Origin of the sequence: Delftia sp. ASV31 (assembly GCF_016428765.1) — a bacterium.
Taxonomy (GTDB): domain Bacteria; phylum Pseudomonadota; class Gammaproteobacteria; order Burkholderiales; family Burkholderiaceae_C; genus Comamonas; species Comamonas acidovorans.
Genome location: NZ_JAELTK010000108.1, coordinates 1 through 16,536 on the forward strand (window position 1 = coordinate 1; position 16,536 = coordinate 16,536).

Here is a 16,536-nt window from a genome sequence, read left to right on the forward strand (position 1 = left end):
GCAGCTATATCGTGCGCGGCCTGGGCAACCCGGAGAGCTTCGAGAGCTGCAGCCACGGCGCGGGCCGCGTGATGAGCCGCACCAAGGCCAAGAAGATGTTCAGCGTGGAGGACCACATCAAGGCCACCGAGGGCGTGGAATGCCGCAAGGATGCCAACGTGGTGGACGAGATTCCCATGGCCTACAAGGACATCGATGCGGTCATGGCCGCGCAGCAGGATCTGGTCGAGGTGGTGCACACCCTGAAGCAAGTGGTGTGCGTGAAAGGATAGGCACCCCCTGAGCCGCTATGCGGCTTCCCCCTCTCTACCCGCTTCGCGGGGGAGGGGGACGACACCCTCGGTGCGGGGCGGCCCTTCCTCGGTGTCCCTCGCTTGGGGCTTGCCAGTCTTATGAGGCGTGGCAATTGAAAAGAAAGCAGGATGAGAGCATGAGGGAAGAGAAGGTATTGAGCGCGCATCCGGTCTCCGATGCCATGCGCGCCACGGTGCTGGCCAACCTGGCCGAGGTGGAGCGCAGGCACGAGGTCACGGTGCTGTTTGCCTGCGAGTCGGGCAGCCGCGGCTGGGGCTTTGCCTCGCCCGACAGCGACTATGACGTGCGCTTCATCTATGTCCACCGCCTGCCCTGGTATCTGACCGTGGCGCCGGGCCGCGATGTCATAGAGCAGCCGCTCAGCGGCGAGCTCGATGTCAGCGGCTGGGAGCTGCGCAAGGCGCTGGGGCTGCTGCGCGCCTCCAACCCCACGCTGCTCGAATGGCTGCGCTCGCCCGTGGTCTACCGGCAGGAGCAGCCCTGGGCCGAGCGCCTGCATCTGCTGGCCGAGCAGGGCTTTTCGCCGGTGCGCGGCTACCACCACTACGTGGCCATGGCGCGCAAGAACCTGCGCGCCCACCTGCAGGGCGATGTGGTGCGCTACAAGAAATACTTCTACGTGCTGCGCCCTTTGCTGGCCGCGCGCTGGATACGCGAGGGGCGTGGTGCGCCCCCCATGCGCTTTGCACAGCTGGCGGCGGGCACGCTGGAGGATGCAGGCCTGCTGGCCGAGCTCAATGAGCTGCTGGAGCTCAAGATGCGCCTGGGCGAGGCCGCCAAGGGGCCGCGCCGGGTGCGGGTCCATGATTTCCTGGAGCGCGAGCTGGCCCATGCCATGGCCCATGCGCCCGATCCGGGGGAGCAGGCCGATGCGGCGCCGCTGGACCGCTATCTGCGGGATGCCGTGGCGCGCTTTGGCGGCAATGAATGAAAGAGAAAAATGAAAGTGATCGAGATCGACGGCTCCGCCGGGGAGGGCGGAGGCCAGATGCTGCGCAGCGCGCTGGCGCTGTCCATGTGCACGGGCCAGCCCTTTGCCATGCAGCGCATCCGTGCCGGGCGCGCCAAGCCGGGCCTGATGCGCCAGCACCTGGCCTGCGTCAATGCCGCCGCCGAAATCTGCGGCGCGCAGATGCAGGGCGCCGAGATGAATTCGCAGGCGCTGCAATTCACACCGGGGCCGGTGCGTGCGGGCGAGTACCGCTTCGTCATCGCCTCGGCGGGCAGTTGCACCCTGCTGCTGCAGACGCTGTGGCCCGCGCTGATGCTGGCCGATGGCGAAAGCCGCCTGACCCTGGGCGGCGGCACCCACAACCCGGCCGCGCCGCCCTTCCACTTCCTGGAGCGCAGCTATGCGCCGCTGCTGCACAGGCTGGGCGCGCGCTGCGAACTGCGGCTGCGCCGGCTGGGCTTTTATCCGGCCGGTGGCGGCGAGATGGACGTGACGATCACGCCGGCAGCCAATGGGCTGGTGCCTTTCGATATCACCGAACGCGGCGCCCCCGTGGCCAGCCATGCCGAATGCTTTGCGCCCGCGCTGCCACGCGCGGTGGCCCAGCGCGAACTGGACCATCTGGGCCAGGCCCTGGGCTGGTCTGGCGAGCAGCTGCAGGTGGCTGCCGTGCGCCAGAACGAGGGGCCGGGCAACGCGCTGCTGGCCACGCTGGCCTATGAGCACCTGAGCGAAGTGTTCACGCAGTTCGGCATGAAGGGCGTCAGCGCCGAAAAGGTGGCGCATGACCTGGCGCGCGAGGTGCGCCGCCACCAGGGCAGCCGGGCCGCCCTGGGCCCGTACCTGGCCGACCAATGGGCCCTGCCGCTGGCGCTGGCCGTCTGGCGCAGCGGGCGCGGTGCCAGCTACACCTGCACGGAACTGACGCCGCATGCGCGCAGCAATTTCGAGGTGATCGAGCGCTTTGTGCCTGTGCGCTTCGCTACGGACGCAACGGGCGACGGCTGGCGTGTTTCGCTCTCGCCAGCCTGAGCGGCCTCAGCGATCGGCCCGCACCAGCGTGCTCTTGCCGAACAGGCTCTCCAGCAGGTCCACCACCAGTTCGGCCGTCTGGTTGCGCACATCCAGCGCGGGATTGAGCTCCACCAGATCCATCGAGCCCAGACGTCCGGTGTCGGCCAGCATCTCCATGCACAGCTGGGCCTCGCGGTAGCTGGGGCCGCCGCGCACGGGGGTGCCGGTGCCGGGCGCGATGTCGGGATCGAGGTAGTCCACGTCGAAGCTCAGGTGCAAATGGGTGTCGCTGCCTTCCAGGTCTTCCAGCGCGCGGCGCATGACCTCGCGCATGCCCAGCTCGTCGATGGCGCGCATGTCATAGACCTCCACGCCCAGCGAATGCAGCAGGCGCTTTTCCTGGTCATCCACGCTGCGCAGGCCGATCTGGCACAGCGAGGCGGCTGCCAGCGCCGGATCGCCGCCCTGGGACAGCGCGGTGAGCGCCGCGGGCCCCAGGCCGCACAGGCTGGCCACGGGCATGCCGTGCAGGTTGCCGCTGGGCGAGATATCGGGCGTGTTGCAGTCGGCGTGGGCGTCCAGCCAGATCACGCGCAGCGCGCGGCCCCGTCGGCGGCAGTGGGCGGCCACGGCACTGATCGAGCCCATGGCCAGGCTGTGGTCGCCGCCCAGCATCAGCGGCAGCTCGCCATCGTCCAGCGCCTGGCCCACGGCCTGGTGCACGGCCTGCATCCAGGCACGGGCCGGTGCGAGGTGGCGCAGCCCCTGCTCGGGCGGTGTCTGCGGATTGGGCGGGCCTGCCAGATTGCCGATGTCGCTCACCTGGCAGCCCAGCTGGCGCAGCGCCGGGCCCAGGCCGGCCACGCGCAGTGCGTCGGGGCCCATGGCGCTGCCCAGGCGGCTGGCGCCGATGTCGGTGGGCACGCCTATGAGTCTCAGGGCGCGTGCGGTTTGCGGGGTCGTATGGGTGTTCATGCTCATGGGACCCATGGTATGCAGTCCCCGTGTCAGCCAAAGCCGCGTTCTGCCTGCCCGGCCTCGCGCACCAGCCGGTACAGGTCGCGGGGGTCGGCCAGCGCAGGCACCAGGTCGATCGACTGCATCAGTCCGGTGTCGTGGGCCAGCGCACGCAACCAGCGCAGGGCCGAATAGTCCTCCAGCGCAAAGCCCACGGAGTCGAACAGCGTGATCTCCGTGTCATGCCCGCGGCCCGGCGCCTGGCCGTTGATGACCTGCCACAGCTCGGTCACGGGCGCGTCGGCGGGCAATTGCTGCAGCTCGCCTTCCACGCGCGTCTGGGGCGTGAACTCCACGAAGATGCGCGCGCGCCGCAGCAGTGCCAGGGGCAGCTCGGTCTTGCCGGGGCAATCGCCGCCGACGGCGTTGATGTGGGTGCCCGGGCGCACGTCGGCATCGGCGATCACGCAGGCGCGGTGCTTGGCGGCCGTCACCGTGGTCACGATGTCGGCGCCCTCCAGGGCCTCGGCGCTGCTGGCGCAGCAGGTGATGCGCTGGGCCGCGATGCCCGCATGTCCCAGGTTGTCCACCAGCTTGCGCATGGCCTTGACATCGATGTCGAAGATGCGCAGCCGTTCCACGCCCAGCAGGTGGGTGAAGGCCAGGGCCTGGAATTCGGACTGCGATCCTGCGCCTATCAGCGCCATGCTGCGGCAGCCCGGCCGCGCCAGTCGGCGCGCGGCCAGCGCCGAGGTGGCGGCGGTGCGCAGCGCCGTGGCCAGCGTCAGGTCGGACAGGAAGACCGGCAGGCCCGTGGCCACGTCGGCCAGGGCGCCGAAGGCCATCACCGTGGGCAGGTCCCGATCGGCGTTGTCCGGGTGGCCGTTGACGTACTTGAAGGCGTAGTCGAGCGCATCGGACACTGGCATGAGCTCGATCACTCCACCGGGCGAATGGTGGGCGATGCGGGCCGATTTCTCAAAATCGGGCCAGCGCGCGAAGTCTTGCTCGATGGCATCGGCCAGGCCGGCCAGGCAGGCGGCAACGCCGACCTGCGCCACCAGGCGTGCGGCCTGCGTGGCGCCGAGGAAATCCGTGTGGACGGGCGTGGCTCGAGGCTTCATGGTGCTCTCCCTCGCGGTTGCTTCCACTGTAGGCCCGGGCCGAAGCGCAGGCAAGCGGGTTTCGGCTGGCGCCTGCGCGGGGAATCGCGGTGCGCGTATGCTCGGCACCCAAGCTATGAACCAACTGCATCTGTTTTTGCCCTGCGCCGCCGGCGTTGAGGGATTTCTGGCCGACGAGGTCCACGCGATCACCGGCCTGAGCGGCCACGACCTCATGGTGGGCCGTGGCGGCGTGATGGTGCGCGGCCTGTGGCGCGACGCCCTGCTGCTGAACCTGCACAGCCGGCTGGCCCAGCGCGTGCTGGTGCAGCTGTCGCAGACCCTGTACCGCAACGAGAACGACCTGTACCGCGCCGCCAGCGAAGTGGCCTGGGAGATCTGGTTCTCCCCGCGCGAGAGCTTCAAGATCGAGGTCACGGCCCAGCACAGCCCGCTGACCAGCCTCAACTTCGCGGCGCTGCGCGTCAAGGATGCCATTGCCGACCGCTTCCGCGACAGGAAGGGCGTGCGCCCCGACGTGGAAACGCGCCACCCTGACGTGCGCGTGCACCTGCACCTGACGACCGACGAGGCCACCATCTACATCGACACCTCGGGCGAGGCGCTGTTCAAGCGCGGCTGGCGCGAGGACAAGGGCGATGCGCCGCTCAAGGAAACCCTGGCCGCGGCCATGATCGCCGCCACGGGCTGGGACCCGCATGGCGACGATCCCCAGCCGCTGTACGACCCCTGCTGCGGCAGCGGCACGGTGCTGATCGAGGCCGCGCAGATTGCACGCCGCATTCCGGCCGGCATCCTGCGGCGCTTCGCGTTCGAGAAGCTGGTGCCCTTCCAGAGGCATGTGTGGGAAGCCATGCTGGACGAGGCCGAGGCCGCCATCCTGCCCGACAGCCCCGTGGCCATCTATGGCTCCGACGTGTCCCACCGCATGGTGGACTTTGCCCAGCGCAACGCCGAGCGTGCGGGCGTGGGCCAGACCGTGCAACTGCGCGGTGGCGACGCGCTGCAGCGCATGCCGCCCTGCGAGCAGCCCGGCCTGATGCTGCTGAACCCCCCCTATGGCGAGCGCATTGCCGCAGCCGGCTCGGCCGGCCGCAGTGCCGGCGAGCGCATGGAAGTGGTCGAGCGCGCGGGCCGCGAGACGGCCCAGACCGAGGACGGCGTGGAATTCTTCAGCCAGCTGGCCACCCACTGGAAGAAGAACTACAGCGGCTGGAGCGCCTGGATGCTCACGCCCGACCTCAAGCTGCCCGGCAAGATGCGCCTGAAGGAGGCACGCCGCACGCCCATGTGGAACGGCCCCATCGAATGCCGGCTGTTCCGCTTCGACATGATCCGTGGCGCAGTCAAGCCCAGAAAGGCCGCCGAAGGCCCGGCAGAGGGCGCCGCGCCATGAAGATCGTGCTGCGCTGGCCGCAGTGCAACGACGGCTACGAAGGTCCCCTGCCCCGGCCCGTGGTGCTCGATACCAATGTGGTCCTTGACATGCTGATCTTCGACGATCCGCATGTCCCCCCCATCCGCGAACTGGTGGAGCAGGGACAGATGCGCTGGATTGCCGACCAGGCCCAGCGCCTCGAGCTCGAACGCGTGCTGCACTACAGCCAGATCGCGCCGCGCGTGGCTTTCTACGGCAAGACGGTCGAGGGCGTGCTCTCGGCCTTTGACGGAGCCGTCGAGTACGTGGCCGATGCGCCGCGCATCCGCTTTGCCTGCACCGACCCCGACGACCAGCATTTCCTGGACCTGGCCAGCCAGCACCAGGCGCTGCTGATCAGCAAGGACAAGGCCGTGCTCAAGCTGCGCAAGCGCGTGGCCGGCCTGGGCGCCACCGTGGGCAACATCCTGCTGGCCGAGCAGGAAGAGGCGCTGGCCGCCTGACGCCCTGGCCGCTGTTGTGCAGCAACCACCCAGGCGGCAATGGGGCAACAGGCTGGGTGCGGCCAGCTTGAAGACTTTCTCCTAAACTGGCGGCCATGCAGGAGGCGCAAGCCCTTCTGCCAGGAGGACGGCCTCCCCCACACCGGGACATGCATGCGCCGGGACGACCCGGCTTCACAAGGAGTTTTCCATGGCATGGGTCTATCTGTTGGTGGCGGGGCTGCTCGAAGTGGTCTGGGCGTTCTCGATGAAGCAATCGCACGGCTTCACGCGGCTGGTGCCAAGCGCCATCACCATCGTCACCATGATCGCCAGCTTCGGCCTGCTGGCCGTGGCCATGCGCAGCCTGCCGCTGGGCACGGCCTACACGATCTGGACCGGCATCGGCGCCGTGGGCGCCTTCCTGGTCGGCATCACGGTCCTGGGCGAGCAGGTCAGCGCCATGCGCATCGGCGCGGCCGTGCTCATCGTCTCGGGCCTGGTGCTGATGAAGCTGTCCTCGGACTGAGCGGGCGGCCGTTCAGCGGCCCGTGCCCAGCTCCAGCGTCAGGCGCAGCATGTCGCGGTGCTGCACGCCGCGCTCCCACAGCTGGGTGGTGTAGTGCCTGAGGAAGAAATCCCGGTCTATGCCCGTCACGCGAAAACCCGCGCGCTGGTAGAAGACCAGCTGGTCGCCGAAGCTGCCCGTGCCGACCTCGATGCGCGGCGCTCGCTGGGAGCGCGCCCATTCGATGGCACGCCGCAGCAGGGCGGTGCCCAGGCCCCGGTGGTGCAGCGATTCCGCGACCGCGATGTTCATCAGCTCCCAGGCGGGTGGGCCTGAGGCCTCGTCGCCGCTGGCGCGCAGCGGCACCAGCACGCACATGCCCAATACCTCGCCGCGCCCGCCAGGACGCGGCGGCTGGCCTTCGCGCTGGAAGGACTCGCGCGCGGCAAAACAGGTGGAGCCCGCCAGATAGCCGCGCACCTTCTCCCGCGACGGATCCGCCGACAGCAGCAGCGGCCACGGCGCCTCGGCCGGGTTCAGCGGCTCTATGTGCCAGGGTGCGAGGGAAACGGAAGGCGCGGTCATAAGCCTGAATCATCCCATGCCTGACATTGGGACGCAGTTGGGCGCCTCTGCGGAATCTTGACGTGCGCTTACAACTGTGCCTTTGCACGGGTGGATCTAGTGGTTTATACTTAGAACTAGGGTAAACGCTTAGAGGGTTTTCCCGACATTCGCGGCACTTGAGATGCATGCCGCCAGTGATTGTTGAGCGTCTCAGTAAGGAAGTTCACCATGCGCCAAGCAATCTATTCCCTGATCGATTTCATCCAGCAAGCCCGCAACGCCGAGCTCGAAATCGCCAACCAGTAATCCGGTTGGAGGCAGGTGCGCCCCGAAGCGCGCCCACCGATGCGATCGCCCCATTGCCGATGATGGCCTTGGGGCTTTTGTGTTTCTGGGCGCCGGGCTGCCCTCTAGCCCTGGCTACAGGCCCAGCACCAGCCTGCCGCTCCTGGCGCGCGAGCAGCAGCTCATCATCTTGGTGCAGGCCGCGCGCTCGCCGCGCGTGAGCACCATGTCGCGGTGGTCCACCTCGCCTTCGAGCACGGGCACTTCGCAGGACCCGCACAGCCCTTCCCGGCAGTCGCTTTGCACTTCGATCTTCGCGCTGCGCAGGGCGTCCAGCAGCGTCTGGTCGTTGCGCACCTGCAGCACAAGGCCCGAGGCGCGCAGTTCCACCTCGAAGCCCTGCTCCCTGGCAGGGTCCAGCGCCCCCACGGTGGAGACGAAATGCTCCACGCGCAGGCTGTCCTCGGGCCAGTGGCGGCTGGCGGCCTCCAGGCCGTCCAGCAGGCGCGCCGGTCCGCAGGCATGGATGCGGGCGCCTGCGCGCGGCGTGGCCAGCAGGGCGGCGTAGTCGGCGCGCCGGCCTTCCTCCGCCACGTACAGATGCAGCCGGGCGCCATGCTCGGCCAGCAGCGGCGCCAGCAGCGCCATGCCCGCGCGGCGCCGGCCGCTGTAGTGGATCTCATAGGACAGGCCCAATGCCCTGGCGCGCCGTGCCATGGCCGAGATTGGCGTGATGCCGATGCCGCCGGCCACCAGGATCAGGTGGCTGGCGCCTTCGTCCAGCGGGAAATGGTTGCGCGGGCCCCGCACCTGTACGGTGGCGCCGCGGTGCAGATGCTCGTGCACCCAGGCCGAGCCGCCACGGCCGTTGGCCTCGCGCAGCACGGCAATCTCGTAGCTGCCGGTGTCCTGCGGGTCGCCGCACAGCGAGTACTGGCGTGACAGGCCCGTGTCGCCGCATTGCAGGTCGATGTGCGAGCCCGGCGTCCAGCGCGGCAGGGCATGTCCATCGGCGGCCTTCAGGCGCAGGCGCAGCACGCCTTCGGCGGCGGCCTCGGCCTCGGCCACGACCATGGGCCGGCTGGCGCCGCCCTGCAGGGCTTCGCCGATGCGCACGGGCTGGCGCGCCTGCAGCAGGGCGGGACGGGCGCGCTCGGGGTTGAGGGCCGGGTCCCACTCCACCCACAGGTGCTCGGGGCCCCGGAACGAGGTGTTGGGCACGTAGGTGAACCGCTGCTCGGCCAGCCGCATGTGGGGAAGGCGGCGCGTGAACTCCTCCAGGAAGATCTGCATCTCCATGCGCGCCAGGTTCTTGCCCATGCACTGGTGCGAGCCATAGCCGAAGGTCAGGTGGTCGCCGGCGTTGTCGCGGTGGATGTCGAAGAAGTCGGCATCGGCGAAATGCCGCTCGTCGTGGTTGGCCGACGAGGTCACGATGAGCAGCTTCGAGCCCGCCGGCACGGCCACGCCGCCGATCACCACGTCGCGCGTGGCCAGGCGCCGCCAGGCGGCCACCGAGCCGTTGTGGCGCAGGCATTCCTCCACGGCATTGGGGATCAGCGCGGGGTTCTCGCAGATCTGCTTCCAGGCGCCGGGATGCTGCAGCAGCAGCTTGACGGCGTTGGCCGTGGCATTGGCCGTGGTCTCGTGCGCGGCCACGATGCCGGCCATCATCATGGAGTGCAGGTAGGAGTCGGTGACGACCTCGGGAAGCTCCTTTTGCTTGCGTATGCCGTATTGCATCCAGCCCGGCGCATCGGGGTTCTCGCGCATCTTGGCCAGCACCTTGCCGGCCAGCTGCCAGAAGTTGCCCACCGCATGGGCCACGGCCACCTGCTGCTCGGGCCGGGGCCGGCCCCAGGTGTTGACGGTGTGGGCGATGGAGTACTCGCGCAGCCTGTCCATGTCCTCCTCGGGCACGCCGAGAAAGTGCAGGGCCACGGTCAGCGGCACCTCCCACAGCATCTGGTCCACAAGGTCGGCGCGGCCGTCGTCGATGAAGCGGTCCACATAGGCGCGCGCCAGCTCGCGCACCATGGGCTCGTGGTGGCGCAGCTCCTCGGGCGTGAACGGGTCCATCAGCGCGCGGCGGCGCGGCATGTGGGCGGGCTCGTCCTCGTTGACCAGGGTGCGGTTCAGCGCGAAGCCGTAGGAGGCCAGCACGGCATTGGCCTGCTCGCCCGTGGGCGTGATCTTCTCCAGCGCGATCGAGGGACTGAAGGCGATGTTGTCGCGGAACACCGCCTTGATGTCGTCGAAGCGCGTGACCACCCAGTAGCCCAGTTGCGGGCTGTAGAACACCGGCTCCTGCTCGCGCGCCCAGCGCACATATTCGGGCGGGTCCTGCTGGTAGCCGTCGCTGAACGGGTCGAAGGCCGCGGCACCCGCGCTGACGGGGCAGCCCGTGGGGCCGGTCTGGCCGCTGGGCTGGCGGTGGTCGAAGGGGCAGCGCGCGGAGGCTGGCGCAGAGCCGGACGCAAAGGCGGACGGGGCGGTGTCGGGGGCGGCGGAGGCAGTCATGGCAGGTTCGCAGGCAGGCAGGAGGCGCGGAGGGTCAATCCAAAGTGATGTTCTGGTCGCGGATCAGCTGGTGCCAGCGCGTGCTTTCGCTGGCCAGCAGCGCGGCGAACTGCTCGGGCGTGTTGCCCACGGGCTCCACGCCGAAATCCACGAGCTTCTGGCGCACGGCGGGCTCGTTGATCGCGGCCACGACCTGCCTGTGCAGGGCCGCGATGACCGGGGCCGGGGTCCTGGCGGGCGCCACCAGTCCCACCAGGGCGGCGGCCTGCACCTTGGGCAGGCCCAGCTCGGCGAAGGTGGGCACGTCGGGCAACTGGGGCAGGCGCGTGGCGTTGGCCACGGCCAGCGGGCGGACCTTGCCGCCCTTGATGAAGCCTGCGCCCGCGGCCAGGTCCACCATCATCACGGGCACCTGGCCGCCAGCCACGTCGCCCAGGGCCGGTGCCGCGCCCTTGTAGGGTGCGTGCACCAGCTTCAGGCCGGCCTCCACCCTGAGCAGTTCCATGGCCAGGTGGTGCGGGCTGCCGGCGCCAGCGGAGGCGTAGTTCACGCCGTCCTTGCTGGTGCGCGCCTGGGCCAGGAAGTCTTTGGCCGTGGCCGCTGCCATGCCGGGGCCGGCCACCAGGATCATCGGGAAGCGGCCCATCAGCGTGACCGGCGCAAGGTCCCTGGCGGGGTTGTAGCTGAGGCTCTTGTAGAGCACGGGATTGAAGACCAGGGTGCCGTTGTCGGCCGACAGCACGGTGTAGCCATCGGCGGCGGCGCGCGCGGTTTCCGAGGCGCCTATGGCCGTGTTGCCGCCCGGGCGGTTGTCCACCACGATGGGCTGGTGCACCTGGCCGCCCCAGGCCTGGCCTATGGTGCGGGCCAGGAAGTCCGAGCCGCCGCCGGCCGCGTAGGGAACGATCCAGCGCACGTTCCTGCTGGGGAATCCGTCCTGGGCCAGCGCGCCGGGCAGGGCGGTGGCCGATAGCAGGCCTGCGGCCAGTGTGGTGAGGAAAAGGCGCTTGTGCATGGGGCTTGTCTGCGGTGAGGCCTGGGTGGAATCCATGGAATCTTGTTTTGCGTAATTTTTCTACGCATTGCGTAAAAACACCGCCCGGGATTACCCGCAAGCTGCGGCACAATGCCCCGCCAGCCCTTAAAACAGGCCTTTCCAGACCCGCCCTGCCGCCATGACTTCCACTGTTGCCTCCGAGATTGACGAGCCCGCGCCGCCGCGCGAAAGGCGCCAGCGCGTGCAGGCCGCCGAGACCTGCCTGGCCGTGCTCAAGGCCCTGGCCACGCTGGGCGGACGCGCCAGCCTCACGGCCATCGCGGGCGCGGTGGAGGAAAGCCCGGCCAAGGTCCACCGCTATCTGGCCAGCCTGATGGCCGAGGGGCTGGTGGAGCAGGACCGTGGTGGCACGCAGTACGCGCTGGCGGCCGAGGCCATGCGCGTGGGCCTGGCCGCCATGCGGCAGTCCGACCCCATCCGCCTAGCCGAGCCGGCCCTATTGCACCTGCGCGAGGCCTTGCAGGTCACCAGCTTCGTGGCCGTGATGGGCAACCTGGGGCCGACCATCGTGCGCTTCGAGGAGCCGGGCCTGCCGGTCACCGTCAATGTGCGCGTGGGCTCGGTGATGTCGCTGCTGTGGTCGGCCACGGGGCGCGCCTTCTTCGCCTTCATGGACGACGATGCCCGCGTGGATGCGCTGCTGGCCCGGGAGCTGGCCGAGGCGCCGGCCGCGCGGCGCGCACTGCTCGATGGCGCGGACCCGCTGGGCACGCTGCGCCGCGAGATACGCGCTGCGGGCTGCGCCTCGGTGCGCGACGTCAACCTGCCGGGCATCAGCGCCGTGGCGGCGCCGCTGCACGACTACACGGGCCATGTGGTGGGCGTGCTGTGCGCGCTGGGCGCCAGCGGCGGCTTCGACCCGGACCCGCAGGGCGCGGTGGCCCGGGCCCTGCGCGCCGAAGCGGCGCGCGTCAGCGCCTCGCTGGGCCACCTGCCCGGCTGAGGCCTGCAGCCCGCTGCCGCTACGGCGTCACCAGCGTGTAGGCCATGCGCACGCGCTGCATGTCGCGGCCCAGGCGGCGGCTTTCGGGCAGGCGGCGCACCCAGGCCAGCTGTTTCACGGTGCGCGCCATCAGGGCGCGGGTTTCGGGCTCCATGGACTGCACGAAATCCCGCCAGGCCGTGCGCGCGGTCTGCATGGCGCCGGCCTGCTCCAGTATCCAGGCCGTGGAGTGGGCGTAGCACAGGGCATCGCGCACGCGGCACAGCGCCAGGGGCAGGTGGGCGGCAGGGTCGTCCTCGAAGTCGATGAAGCCGATCACGCCATCGGCACAGCAGACCATGTTGCGCGCAAAGGCCTGGCTCAGGCAGTCGCCGCTGCCATGCACCTGCTGCAGCGTCTGCAGGCCTTGCAGCCACAGCGCCAGCGTGCTGCCATCCCCCCGGGGCAGGGCGGCTTCCATGGCATTGCCCAGCGAGGGTGCCTCCACGCCGGGGCTGCCCAGGTGGCGCATGACAAAGCCGTCCTCGCACTCGGCCAGCACGGCAGGCACGCGCAGGCCGCGCTGCGCGAGCTGGCGCAGGCGGCGTACCTCGGTGCGGATGGCTTCGTGGCCGCCGGGGTTGGGCACGGGCCGCAGCACGGGCAGGCGCAGGCACAAGGCGAGCAGGGCCAGCGCGCGATAGCGCCATGCCGGGTTGCTGGCGCCCGCGCGCTTGACCCAGATGGTTTCGTCTTCCCGGTCATAGCGCTGGATGCTCAGGGGCTGGCTCAGCACATGGGCGCGCAAAAAGGCGTCGTAGTCTGGCGGCTCGGTAGGCGGGACGGCGGAGGACGGTTCGGACACGGCAGGCTCTGGAAAGTGAGTGGCTGGCGCGCAACGCCAGCCGGATGCGGCGATTGTGCCGTGCCAGGACTTGCCGCTTGCGCCGGACGGCAGGGGCGCCAGGGTTTGCACTGCGGCAAGGCCGGTGGATTTGCCGCTTGGCAGCCGGAAAATTGAGACAATCGTTTCATCTTTAGCAGTGCCGAAAACCATTCATGAACACAGAAGACAGTGGCAAGCTGGTGGCCGCCCTGGTGCGCGGCATCTCCGTGCTCCAGTGCTTTTCCAACAAGCACCAGGAACTCAGCGCCCGTGAACTGATGGACATGACGGGCCTGCCCAAGCCCACGCTGTTCCGCCTGATCGACACCCTGTGCGAACTGAACCTGATGCGCTACTCGGACCGCCTGTCCAAGTACGTGCCGGGCGTGGGGCTGCTGAACCTGTCCTCGCCCGTGCTGGCGCGCATGCACATGCGCCAGTTCGCGCGGCCGCACATGCAGGAGCTGGCCAACCATCTGGAAGGCCAGATCCAGCTGGCCGTCGGCCACGGCCGCCAGCTGTGCCTGGTGGAGTTGGCCAACGGCCTGACCAACAAGGTCTTCCTGCCCGAGATCGGCGTGCACATCTCGCTGTCGCGCACCGCCACGGGCCGCGCCTACCTGCTGAGCCTTCCCGAGACCGAGCGCGAGGCCTTCATCGCCGAACTGCAGGCCGACGATCCCGCACGCGCCCAGCAACTGCGCGAGCGGCTCGACGATGCGCGGCGCGACCTGGCCGAGCACGGCTTTTGCCGCAGCCACGGCGACCTGCACCGCGAGATCCAGTCCATTGCCGTGCCCATGTCCACGGCCAAGGACGGCGAGTACTGGGTGTTCTCGGTCTCCCTGCCCATCTACAGCCCGCAAAGCCGCGCGCTGGAAAGCGATGCCGGGCCGCGCCTGATCACGCTGGTGCGCCTGGTCGAGGGCATGCTGGGCGCCTCCAGCCTCTCGTGAATCAGCGCGCGCTGCGCCAGACTTCCTGCGCGCGGCCTGCGCCCACCTTCTCCAGCACGCTGGCGGTGTCGGAGCCTGCGGCATTCGCAGGACCCGGCGCATAGGCCTGGCCATCAAAGCGCGGCGCGGGGCTGGCCTGCAGGGCGCCGCCTTCGGGCTGCAGGTAGACGCCGCGCGCCTGCAGGTGCGGGTGGCGGGCTGCTTCCACGGGACTGAGCACGGCGCCGAAGCAGGCATCGCTGCCCTCCAGCAATTGCTGCCAGTGCGCGCGGGGCCGGGAGGCGAACAGCGTCTGCAGCTGCGCGCGCCGCGCCGGCCAGGCGGCGCGGTCCCACTGCGGGCCCTGGAACGCTGCGGCATCGGCCAGGCCCAGCCTGTCCAGCAGCAGGGCGTGGAACTGCGGCTCGATGGCGCCCACGGTGATGAAGCCGCCATCGGCACAGGCATAGGTTTCGTAGAACGGCGCACTGTCATGGATGCTGTGGCCGCGCTCGTCGGCCACCAGCCCGCGCTGGCGCGCATGCAGCATGAGGTTGAGCATGTGCGCCGCACCATCGACGATGGCTGCATCCACCACGGTGCCGCGCCCCGTGGCGCGCGCCTGCACGATGCCGGCCAGCAGCCCCGTCATCAGGTACATGGCGCCGCCGCCGATGTCGCCCAGCGTGGCAAACGGCGAGACCGGCCGGGCATCGGCCGGCGCGCACCCCCACAGCGCGCCCGAGACGGCCGCATAGTTGTTGTCGTGGCCGGCTGCCTGGGCCAGCGGGCCGTCCTGGCCCCAGCCCGTCATGCGGCCATAGACCAGGCGCGGGTTGAGGGCCTGGCAGGCCTCGGGCCCCAGGCCCAGGCGCTCCATGGCGCCGGGCCGCATGCCTTCGATCAGCGCATCGGCATCGCGCACCAGGGCGAGCACCAGGTCACGCCCTTCGGGCGACTTGAGATCGGCGAACACCGAGCGCTTGCCGCGCGACAGCGCGGAGGCGGTTGAGGTGGCTGAGGTGGCGGTGGGTTCCGCCTCGGGCCGCACGATGGACACCACATCGGCCCCCAGGTCCGCCAGATGCATGGCGCAAAACGGCCCCGGGCCGATGCCGCCAATCTCCAGCACGCGCACGCTGTCCAGCACCTTCATGGCGTCTCCGTCGAAATCGGTTCAGTCGAGTTGCAGCTGGCGGCTGGTGATCAGCGCGCCCCAGCTCTTGCGGTCGTTGTCCACCAGCTGGGTGAACTGCGCCTGAGGCATGCCGCCGGGGCGGCCGCCGAGCTCGCGGTAGCGGCGCGCCACCTCGGGGTCCCGGAGCACGGCGACAAGGCCGTCGGTGAGCTTGCGCACCACGGCGGGCGGCGTCTGCGCGGGCAGGAAAAAGCCCATCCAACCCACCTTGTCGAAGTCCTGCAGGCCCAGCTCGGTGATGGTGGGCACGTTGGGCAGCTCGGGCTCGCGCTGCGCGCCCGTCACGGCGATGGGATGCAGCTTGCCGGCCTTGATATGCACCAGCGAGGCCGTGAGGTTGTCGAACATGAACTGCGTCTCTCCCGAGACGATGGCCGCCGTGGCCGGTGCCGAGCCACGGTAGGGCACATGCACCACGTCCACGCCCGTGCGCTCGCGCAGCAGTTCGCCCATGAGGTGCGTGGTCTGGCCCACGCCGGCCGAGGAGAACGACAGCTTGCCCGGCGCCTGCCGCGCGGCCTTGAGCAGATCGTCCAGCGAGCGCACCGGCGATGCCTGCGGCACGACCAGCACGTTGGAAAACGAGATCATGTCCGTCAGCGCCACGAAGTCCTCGGGCCTGTAGGGCAGCTTCTTGTAGGCCGTGTAGTTGATGGCGTTGGAGCCCGTGTTGCCCACCAGCACCGTATAGCCGTCCGGCTGCGCGCGTGCCACCTGGCTGGCACCGATGGAGCCGCCCGCGCCCGGCTTGTTGTCCACGATGACGGGCTGGCCCAGCCGCTCGCCCAGCTTGAGCGTCAGCAGCCGCGCGGGAATGTCGGTGGAGCCCCCGGCCGCGCCCGGCACGACCAGGGTGATGGGCCGCGTGGGCCAGGCGTCGGCTGCAATGGCTGCCGTGGCGCACAGCCAGGCGGCAGCGGCCAGCGTGAGGCGTTTGAACATGGTGTCTCCTCTGTGCGCCTTGGGTTTTGCGAGGCGCGGAAAGCGCTCAGCGAGGACTCATGCGGATGGCTCCATCGAGGCGGATGGTTTCGCCATTGAGCATGGGATTTTCAAGAATGTGCAGCGCGGTCATCGCGTACTCGGACGGGTGGCCCAGGCGTGCGGGGTTGGGCACGGAGGCGGCCAGCGACTGGCGGATGTTGTCGGGCAGCTTGGCCAGGATGGGCGTGTCGAACAGGCCCGGCGCAATGGTGCACACGCGGATCATGCGCGTGGCCAGGTCGCGCGCGGCGACGATGGTCATGCCGATGATGCCGGCCTTGGCCGAGGCATAGGGAATCTGGCCGATCTGCCCCTCGTAGCCCGCCACCGAGGCCGTGAGCACGCAGGCGCCGCGCTCGCCTTGCTCGGGCTCGTTGCGCGCCATGCTGGCGGCGGCCAGGCGCAGCGTGTTGAAGGTGCCGATCAGGTTCACGCGCACGATGCCCGTGTAC

General features: G+C 69.7%; 17 protein-coding genes. 8 read left to right on the forward strand and 9 right to left on the reverse strand.

The genetic code is table 11. The features are described 5' to 3' along the window. The 3 genes from JHD82_RS25865 to rtcA all read left to right on the forward strand — a co-directional run. On the forward strand, positions 1-272 hold a 272-nt coding region (locus JHD82_RS25865; protein WP_199139550.1), incomplete at its 5' end, for an RtcB family protein. Positions 273-430: 158 nt separating this feature from the next. Further along, entirely contained in the window at positions 431-1,246 is an 816-nt protein-coding gene (locus JHD82_RS25870; RefSeq protein ID WP_043820034.1) for a nucleotidyltransferase domain-containing protein, read from the forward strand. Between the two features lie 9 nt (positions 1,247-1,255). Then, the gene (rtcA, locus tag JHD82_RS25875; protein WP_199139552.1) at positions 1,256-2,299 is read left to right on the forward strand and encodes an RNA 3'-terminal phosphate cyclase; all 1,044 of its coding nucleotides are present in this window, start codon (positions 1,256-1,258) and stop codon (positions 2,297-2,299) included. A gap of 6 nt (positions 2,300-2,305) precedes the next feature. On the opposite strand, the gene rocF is transcribed toward rtcA, so the two are convergent. Both rocF and JHD82_RS25885 read right to left on the reverse strand, forming a co-directional pair. After that, positions 2,306-3,271: an arginase gene (gene rocF, locus JHD82_RS25880; RefSeq protein ID WP_198820666.1), complete on the reverse strand. Its 966-nt coding sequence runs from the start codon at positions 3,269-3,271 to the stop codon at positions 2,306-2,308. Positions 3,272-3,288: 17 nt separating this feature from the next. Further along, positions 3,289-4,362, reverse strand: coding sequence for an ornithine cyclodeaminase (locus tag JHD82_RS25885; protein WP_199139554.1), 1,074 nt, complete (start codon positions 4,360-4,362; stop codon positions 3,289-3,291). A gap of 115 nt (positions 4,363-4,477) precedes the next feature. Here JHD82_RS25885 and JHD82_RS25890 point away from each other — a divergent pair, with 115 nt between their 5' ends. The 3 genes from JHD82_RS25890 (at position 4,478) to sugE (ending at position 6,751) form a co-directional block, all read left to right on the forward strand. Next, positions 4,478-5,758 carry a class I SAM-dependent RNA methyltransferase gene (locus JHD82_RS25890; RefSeq protein ID WP_012202615.1) on the forward strand — a complete coding sequence of 427 codons (1,281 nt, stop codon included), beginning with the start codon at positions 4,478-4,480 and terminating at the stop codon, positions 5,756-5,758. After that, on the forward strand, positions 5,755-6,243 hold the full coding sequence (locus tag JHD82_RS25895) for a putative toxin-antitoxin system toxin component, PIN family (RefSeq protein WP_012202616.1): 489 nt from the start codon (positions 5,755-5,757) through the stop codon (positions 6,241-6,243). Before JHD82_RS25890 ends, JHD82_RS25895 begins: the two co-directional genes overlap by 4 nt. 190 nt (positions 6,244-6,433) lie before the next feature. After that, positions 6,434-6,751: a quaternary ammonium compound efflux SMR transporter SugE gene (gene sugE / locus JHD82_RS25900; RefSeq protein WP_012202617.1), complete on the forward strand. Its 318-nt coding sequence runs from the start codon at positions 6,434-6,436 to the stop codon at positions 6,749-6,751. A gap of 12 nt (positions 6,752-6,763) precedes the next feature. Here sugE and JHD82_RS25905 read toward each other — a convergent pair whose 3' ends face one another. The 3 genes from JHD82_RS25905 to JHD82_RS25915 form a co-directional block, all read right to left on the reverse strand. Further along, on the reverse strand, positions 6,764-7,315 hold the full coding sequence (locus JHD82_RS25905) for an N-acetyltransferase (protein ID WP_012202618.1): 552 nt from the start codon (positions 7,313-7,315) through the stop codon (positions 6,764-6,766). Between the two features lie 402 nt (positions 7,316-7,717). Further along, entirely contained in the window at positions 7,718-10,102 is a 2,385-nt protein-coding gene (locus JHD82_RS25910) for a cytochrome P450/oxidoreductase (RefSeq protein WP_199139556.1), read from the reverse strand. 34 nt (positions 10,103-10,136) lie between these two features. Continuing rightward, complete coding sequence (locus JHD82_RS25915; RefSeq protein ID WP_034389537.1) at positions 10,137-11,117, reverse strand: tripartite tricarboxylate transporter substrate binding protein; 981 nt, start codon at positions 11,115-11,117, stop codon at positions 10,137-10,139. Positions 11,118-11,277: 160 nt separating this feature from the next. Between JHD82_RS25915 and JHD82_RS25920 the strand changes: the two genes are divergently transcribed. Next, positions 11,278-12,102, forward strand: coding sequence for an IclR family transcriptional regulator (locus tag JHD82_RS25920; protein ID WP_013804735.1), 825 nt, complete (start codon positions 11,278-11,280; stop codon positions 12,100-12,102). Positions 12,103-12,121: 19 nt separating this feature from the next. Here JHD82_RS25920 and JHD82_RS25925 read toward each other — a convergent pair whose 3' ends face one another. Then, positions 12,122-12,946 carry a hypothetical protein gene (locus JHD82_RS25925; protein ID WP_199139558.1) on the reverse strand — a complete coding sequence of 275 codons (825 nt, stop codon included), beginning with the start codon at positions 12,944-12,946 and terminating at the stop codon, positions 12,122-12,124. A 194-nt stretch (positions 12,947-13,140) separates the two neighbouring features. On the opposite strand from JHD82_RS25925, the gene JHD82_RS25930 reads away from it, so the two are divergent. Further along, on the forward strand, positions 13,141-13,923 hold the full coding sequence (locus tag JHD82_RS25930) for an IclR family transcriptional regulator (protein WP_197944672.1): 783 nt from the start codon (positions 13,141-13,143) through the stop codon (positions 13,921-13,923). Between the two features lies 1 nt (position 13,924). Here the strand turns inward: JHD82_RS25930 and JHD82_RS25935 are convergent, their stop codons facing one another. From JHD82_RS25935 to JHD82_RS25945, 3 genes are all read right to left on the reverse strand, one after another. Then, entirely contained in the window at positions 13,925-15,058 is a 1,134-nt protein-coding gene (locus tag JHD82_RS25935; protein ID WP_199139560.1) for a CaiB/BaiF CoA-transferase family protein, read from the reverse strand. 21 nt (positions 15,059-15,079) lie between these two features. Further along, positions 15,080-16,042: a tripartite tricarboxylate transporter substrate binding protein gene (locus JHD82_RS25940; RefSeq protein ID WP_199139562.1), complete on the reverse strand. Its 963-nt coding sequence runs from the start codon at positions 16,040-16,042 to the stop codon at positions 15,080-15,082. Positions 16,043-16,088: 46 nt separating this feature from the next. Then, positions 16,089-16,536, reverse strand: a 448-nt coding sequence (locus JHD82_RS25945; protein ID WP_199139564.1) for an SDR family NAD(P)-dependent oxidoreductase, incomplete at its 5' end; no start/stop codon positions are given.

What these genes read in the sequence shown, in the direction of transcription:
- JHD82_RS25870 (WP_043820034.1), top strand. Translation starts at nt 431, where the DNA reads ATGAGGGAAGAGAAGGTATTGAGCGCGCATCCGGTCTCCGATGCCATG.
- rtcA (WP_199139552.1), top strand. Translation starts at nt 1,256, where the DNA reads ATGAAAGTGATCGAGATCGACGGCTCCGCCGGGGAGGGCGGAGGCCAG.
- rocF (WP_198820666.1), bottom strand. Translation starts at nt 3,271, where the DNA reads ATGGGTCCCATGAGCATGAACACCCATACGACCCCGCAAACCGCACGC.
- JHD82_RS25885 (WP_199139554.1), bottom strand. Translation starts at nt 4,362, where the DNA reads ATGAAGCCTCGAGCCACGCCCGTCCACACGGATTTCCTCGGCGCCACG.
- JHD82_RS25890 (WP_012202615.1), top strand. Translation starts at nt 4,478, where the DNA reads ATGAACCAACTGCATCTGTTTTTGCCCTGCGCCGCCGGCGTTGAGGGA.
- JHD82_RS25895 (WP_012202616.1), top strand. Translation starts at nt 5,755, where the DNA reads ATGAAGATCGTGCTGCGCTGGCCGCAGTGCAACGACGGCTACGAAGGT.
- sugE (WP_012202617.1), top strand. Translation starts at nt 6,434, where the DNA reads ATGGCATGGGTCTATCTGTTGGTGGCGGGGCTGCTCGAAGTGGTCTGG.
- JHD82_RS25905 (WP_012202618.1), bottom strand. Translation starts at nt 7,315, where the DNA reads ATGACCGCGCCTTCCGTTTCCCTCGCACCCTGGCACATAGAGCCGCTG.
- JHD82_RS25910 (WP_199139556.1), bottom strand. Translation starts at nt 10,102, where the DNA reads ATGACTGCCTCCGCCGCCCCCGACACCGCCCCGTCCGCCTTTGCGTCC.
- JHD82_RS25915 (WP_034389537.1), bottom strand. Translation starts at nt 11,117, where the DNA reads ATGCACAAGCGCCTTTTCCTCACCACACTGGCCGCAGGCCTGCTATCG.
- JHD82_RS25920 (WP_013804735.1), top strand. Translation starts at nt 11,278, where the DNA reads ATGACTTCCACTGTTGCCTCCGAGATTGACGAGCCCGCGCCGCCGCGC.
- JHD82_RS25930 (WP_197944672.1), top strand. Translation starts at nt 13,141, where the DNA reads ATGAACACAGAAGACAGTGGCAAGCTGGTGGCCGCCCTGGTGCGCGGC.
- JHD82_RS25935 (WP_199139560.1), bottom strand. Translation starts at nt 15,058, where the DNA reads ATGAAGGTGCTGGACAGCGTGCGCGTGCTGGAGATTGGCGGCATCGGC.
- JHD82_RS25940 (WP_199139562.1), bottom strand. Translation starts at nt 16,042, where the DNA reads ATGTTCAAACGCCTCACGCTGGCCGCTGCCGCCTGGCTGTGCGCCACG.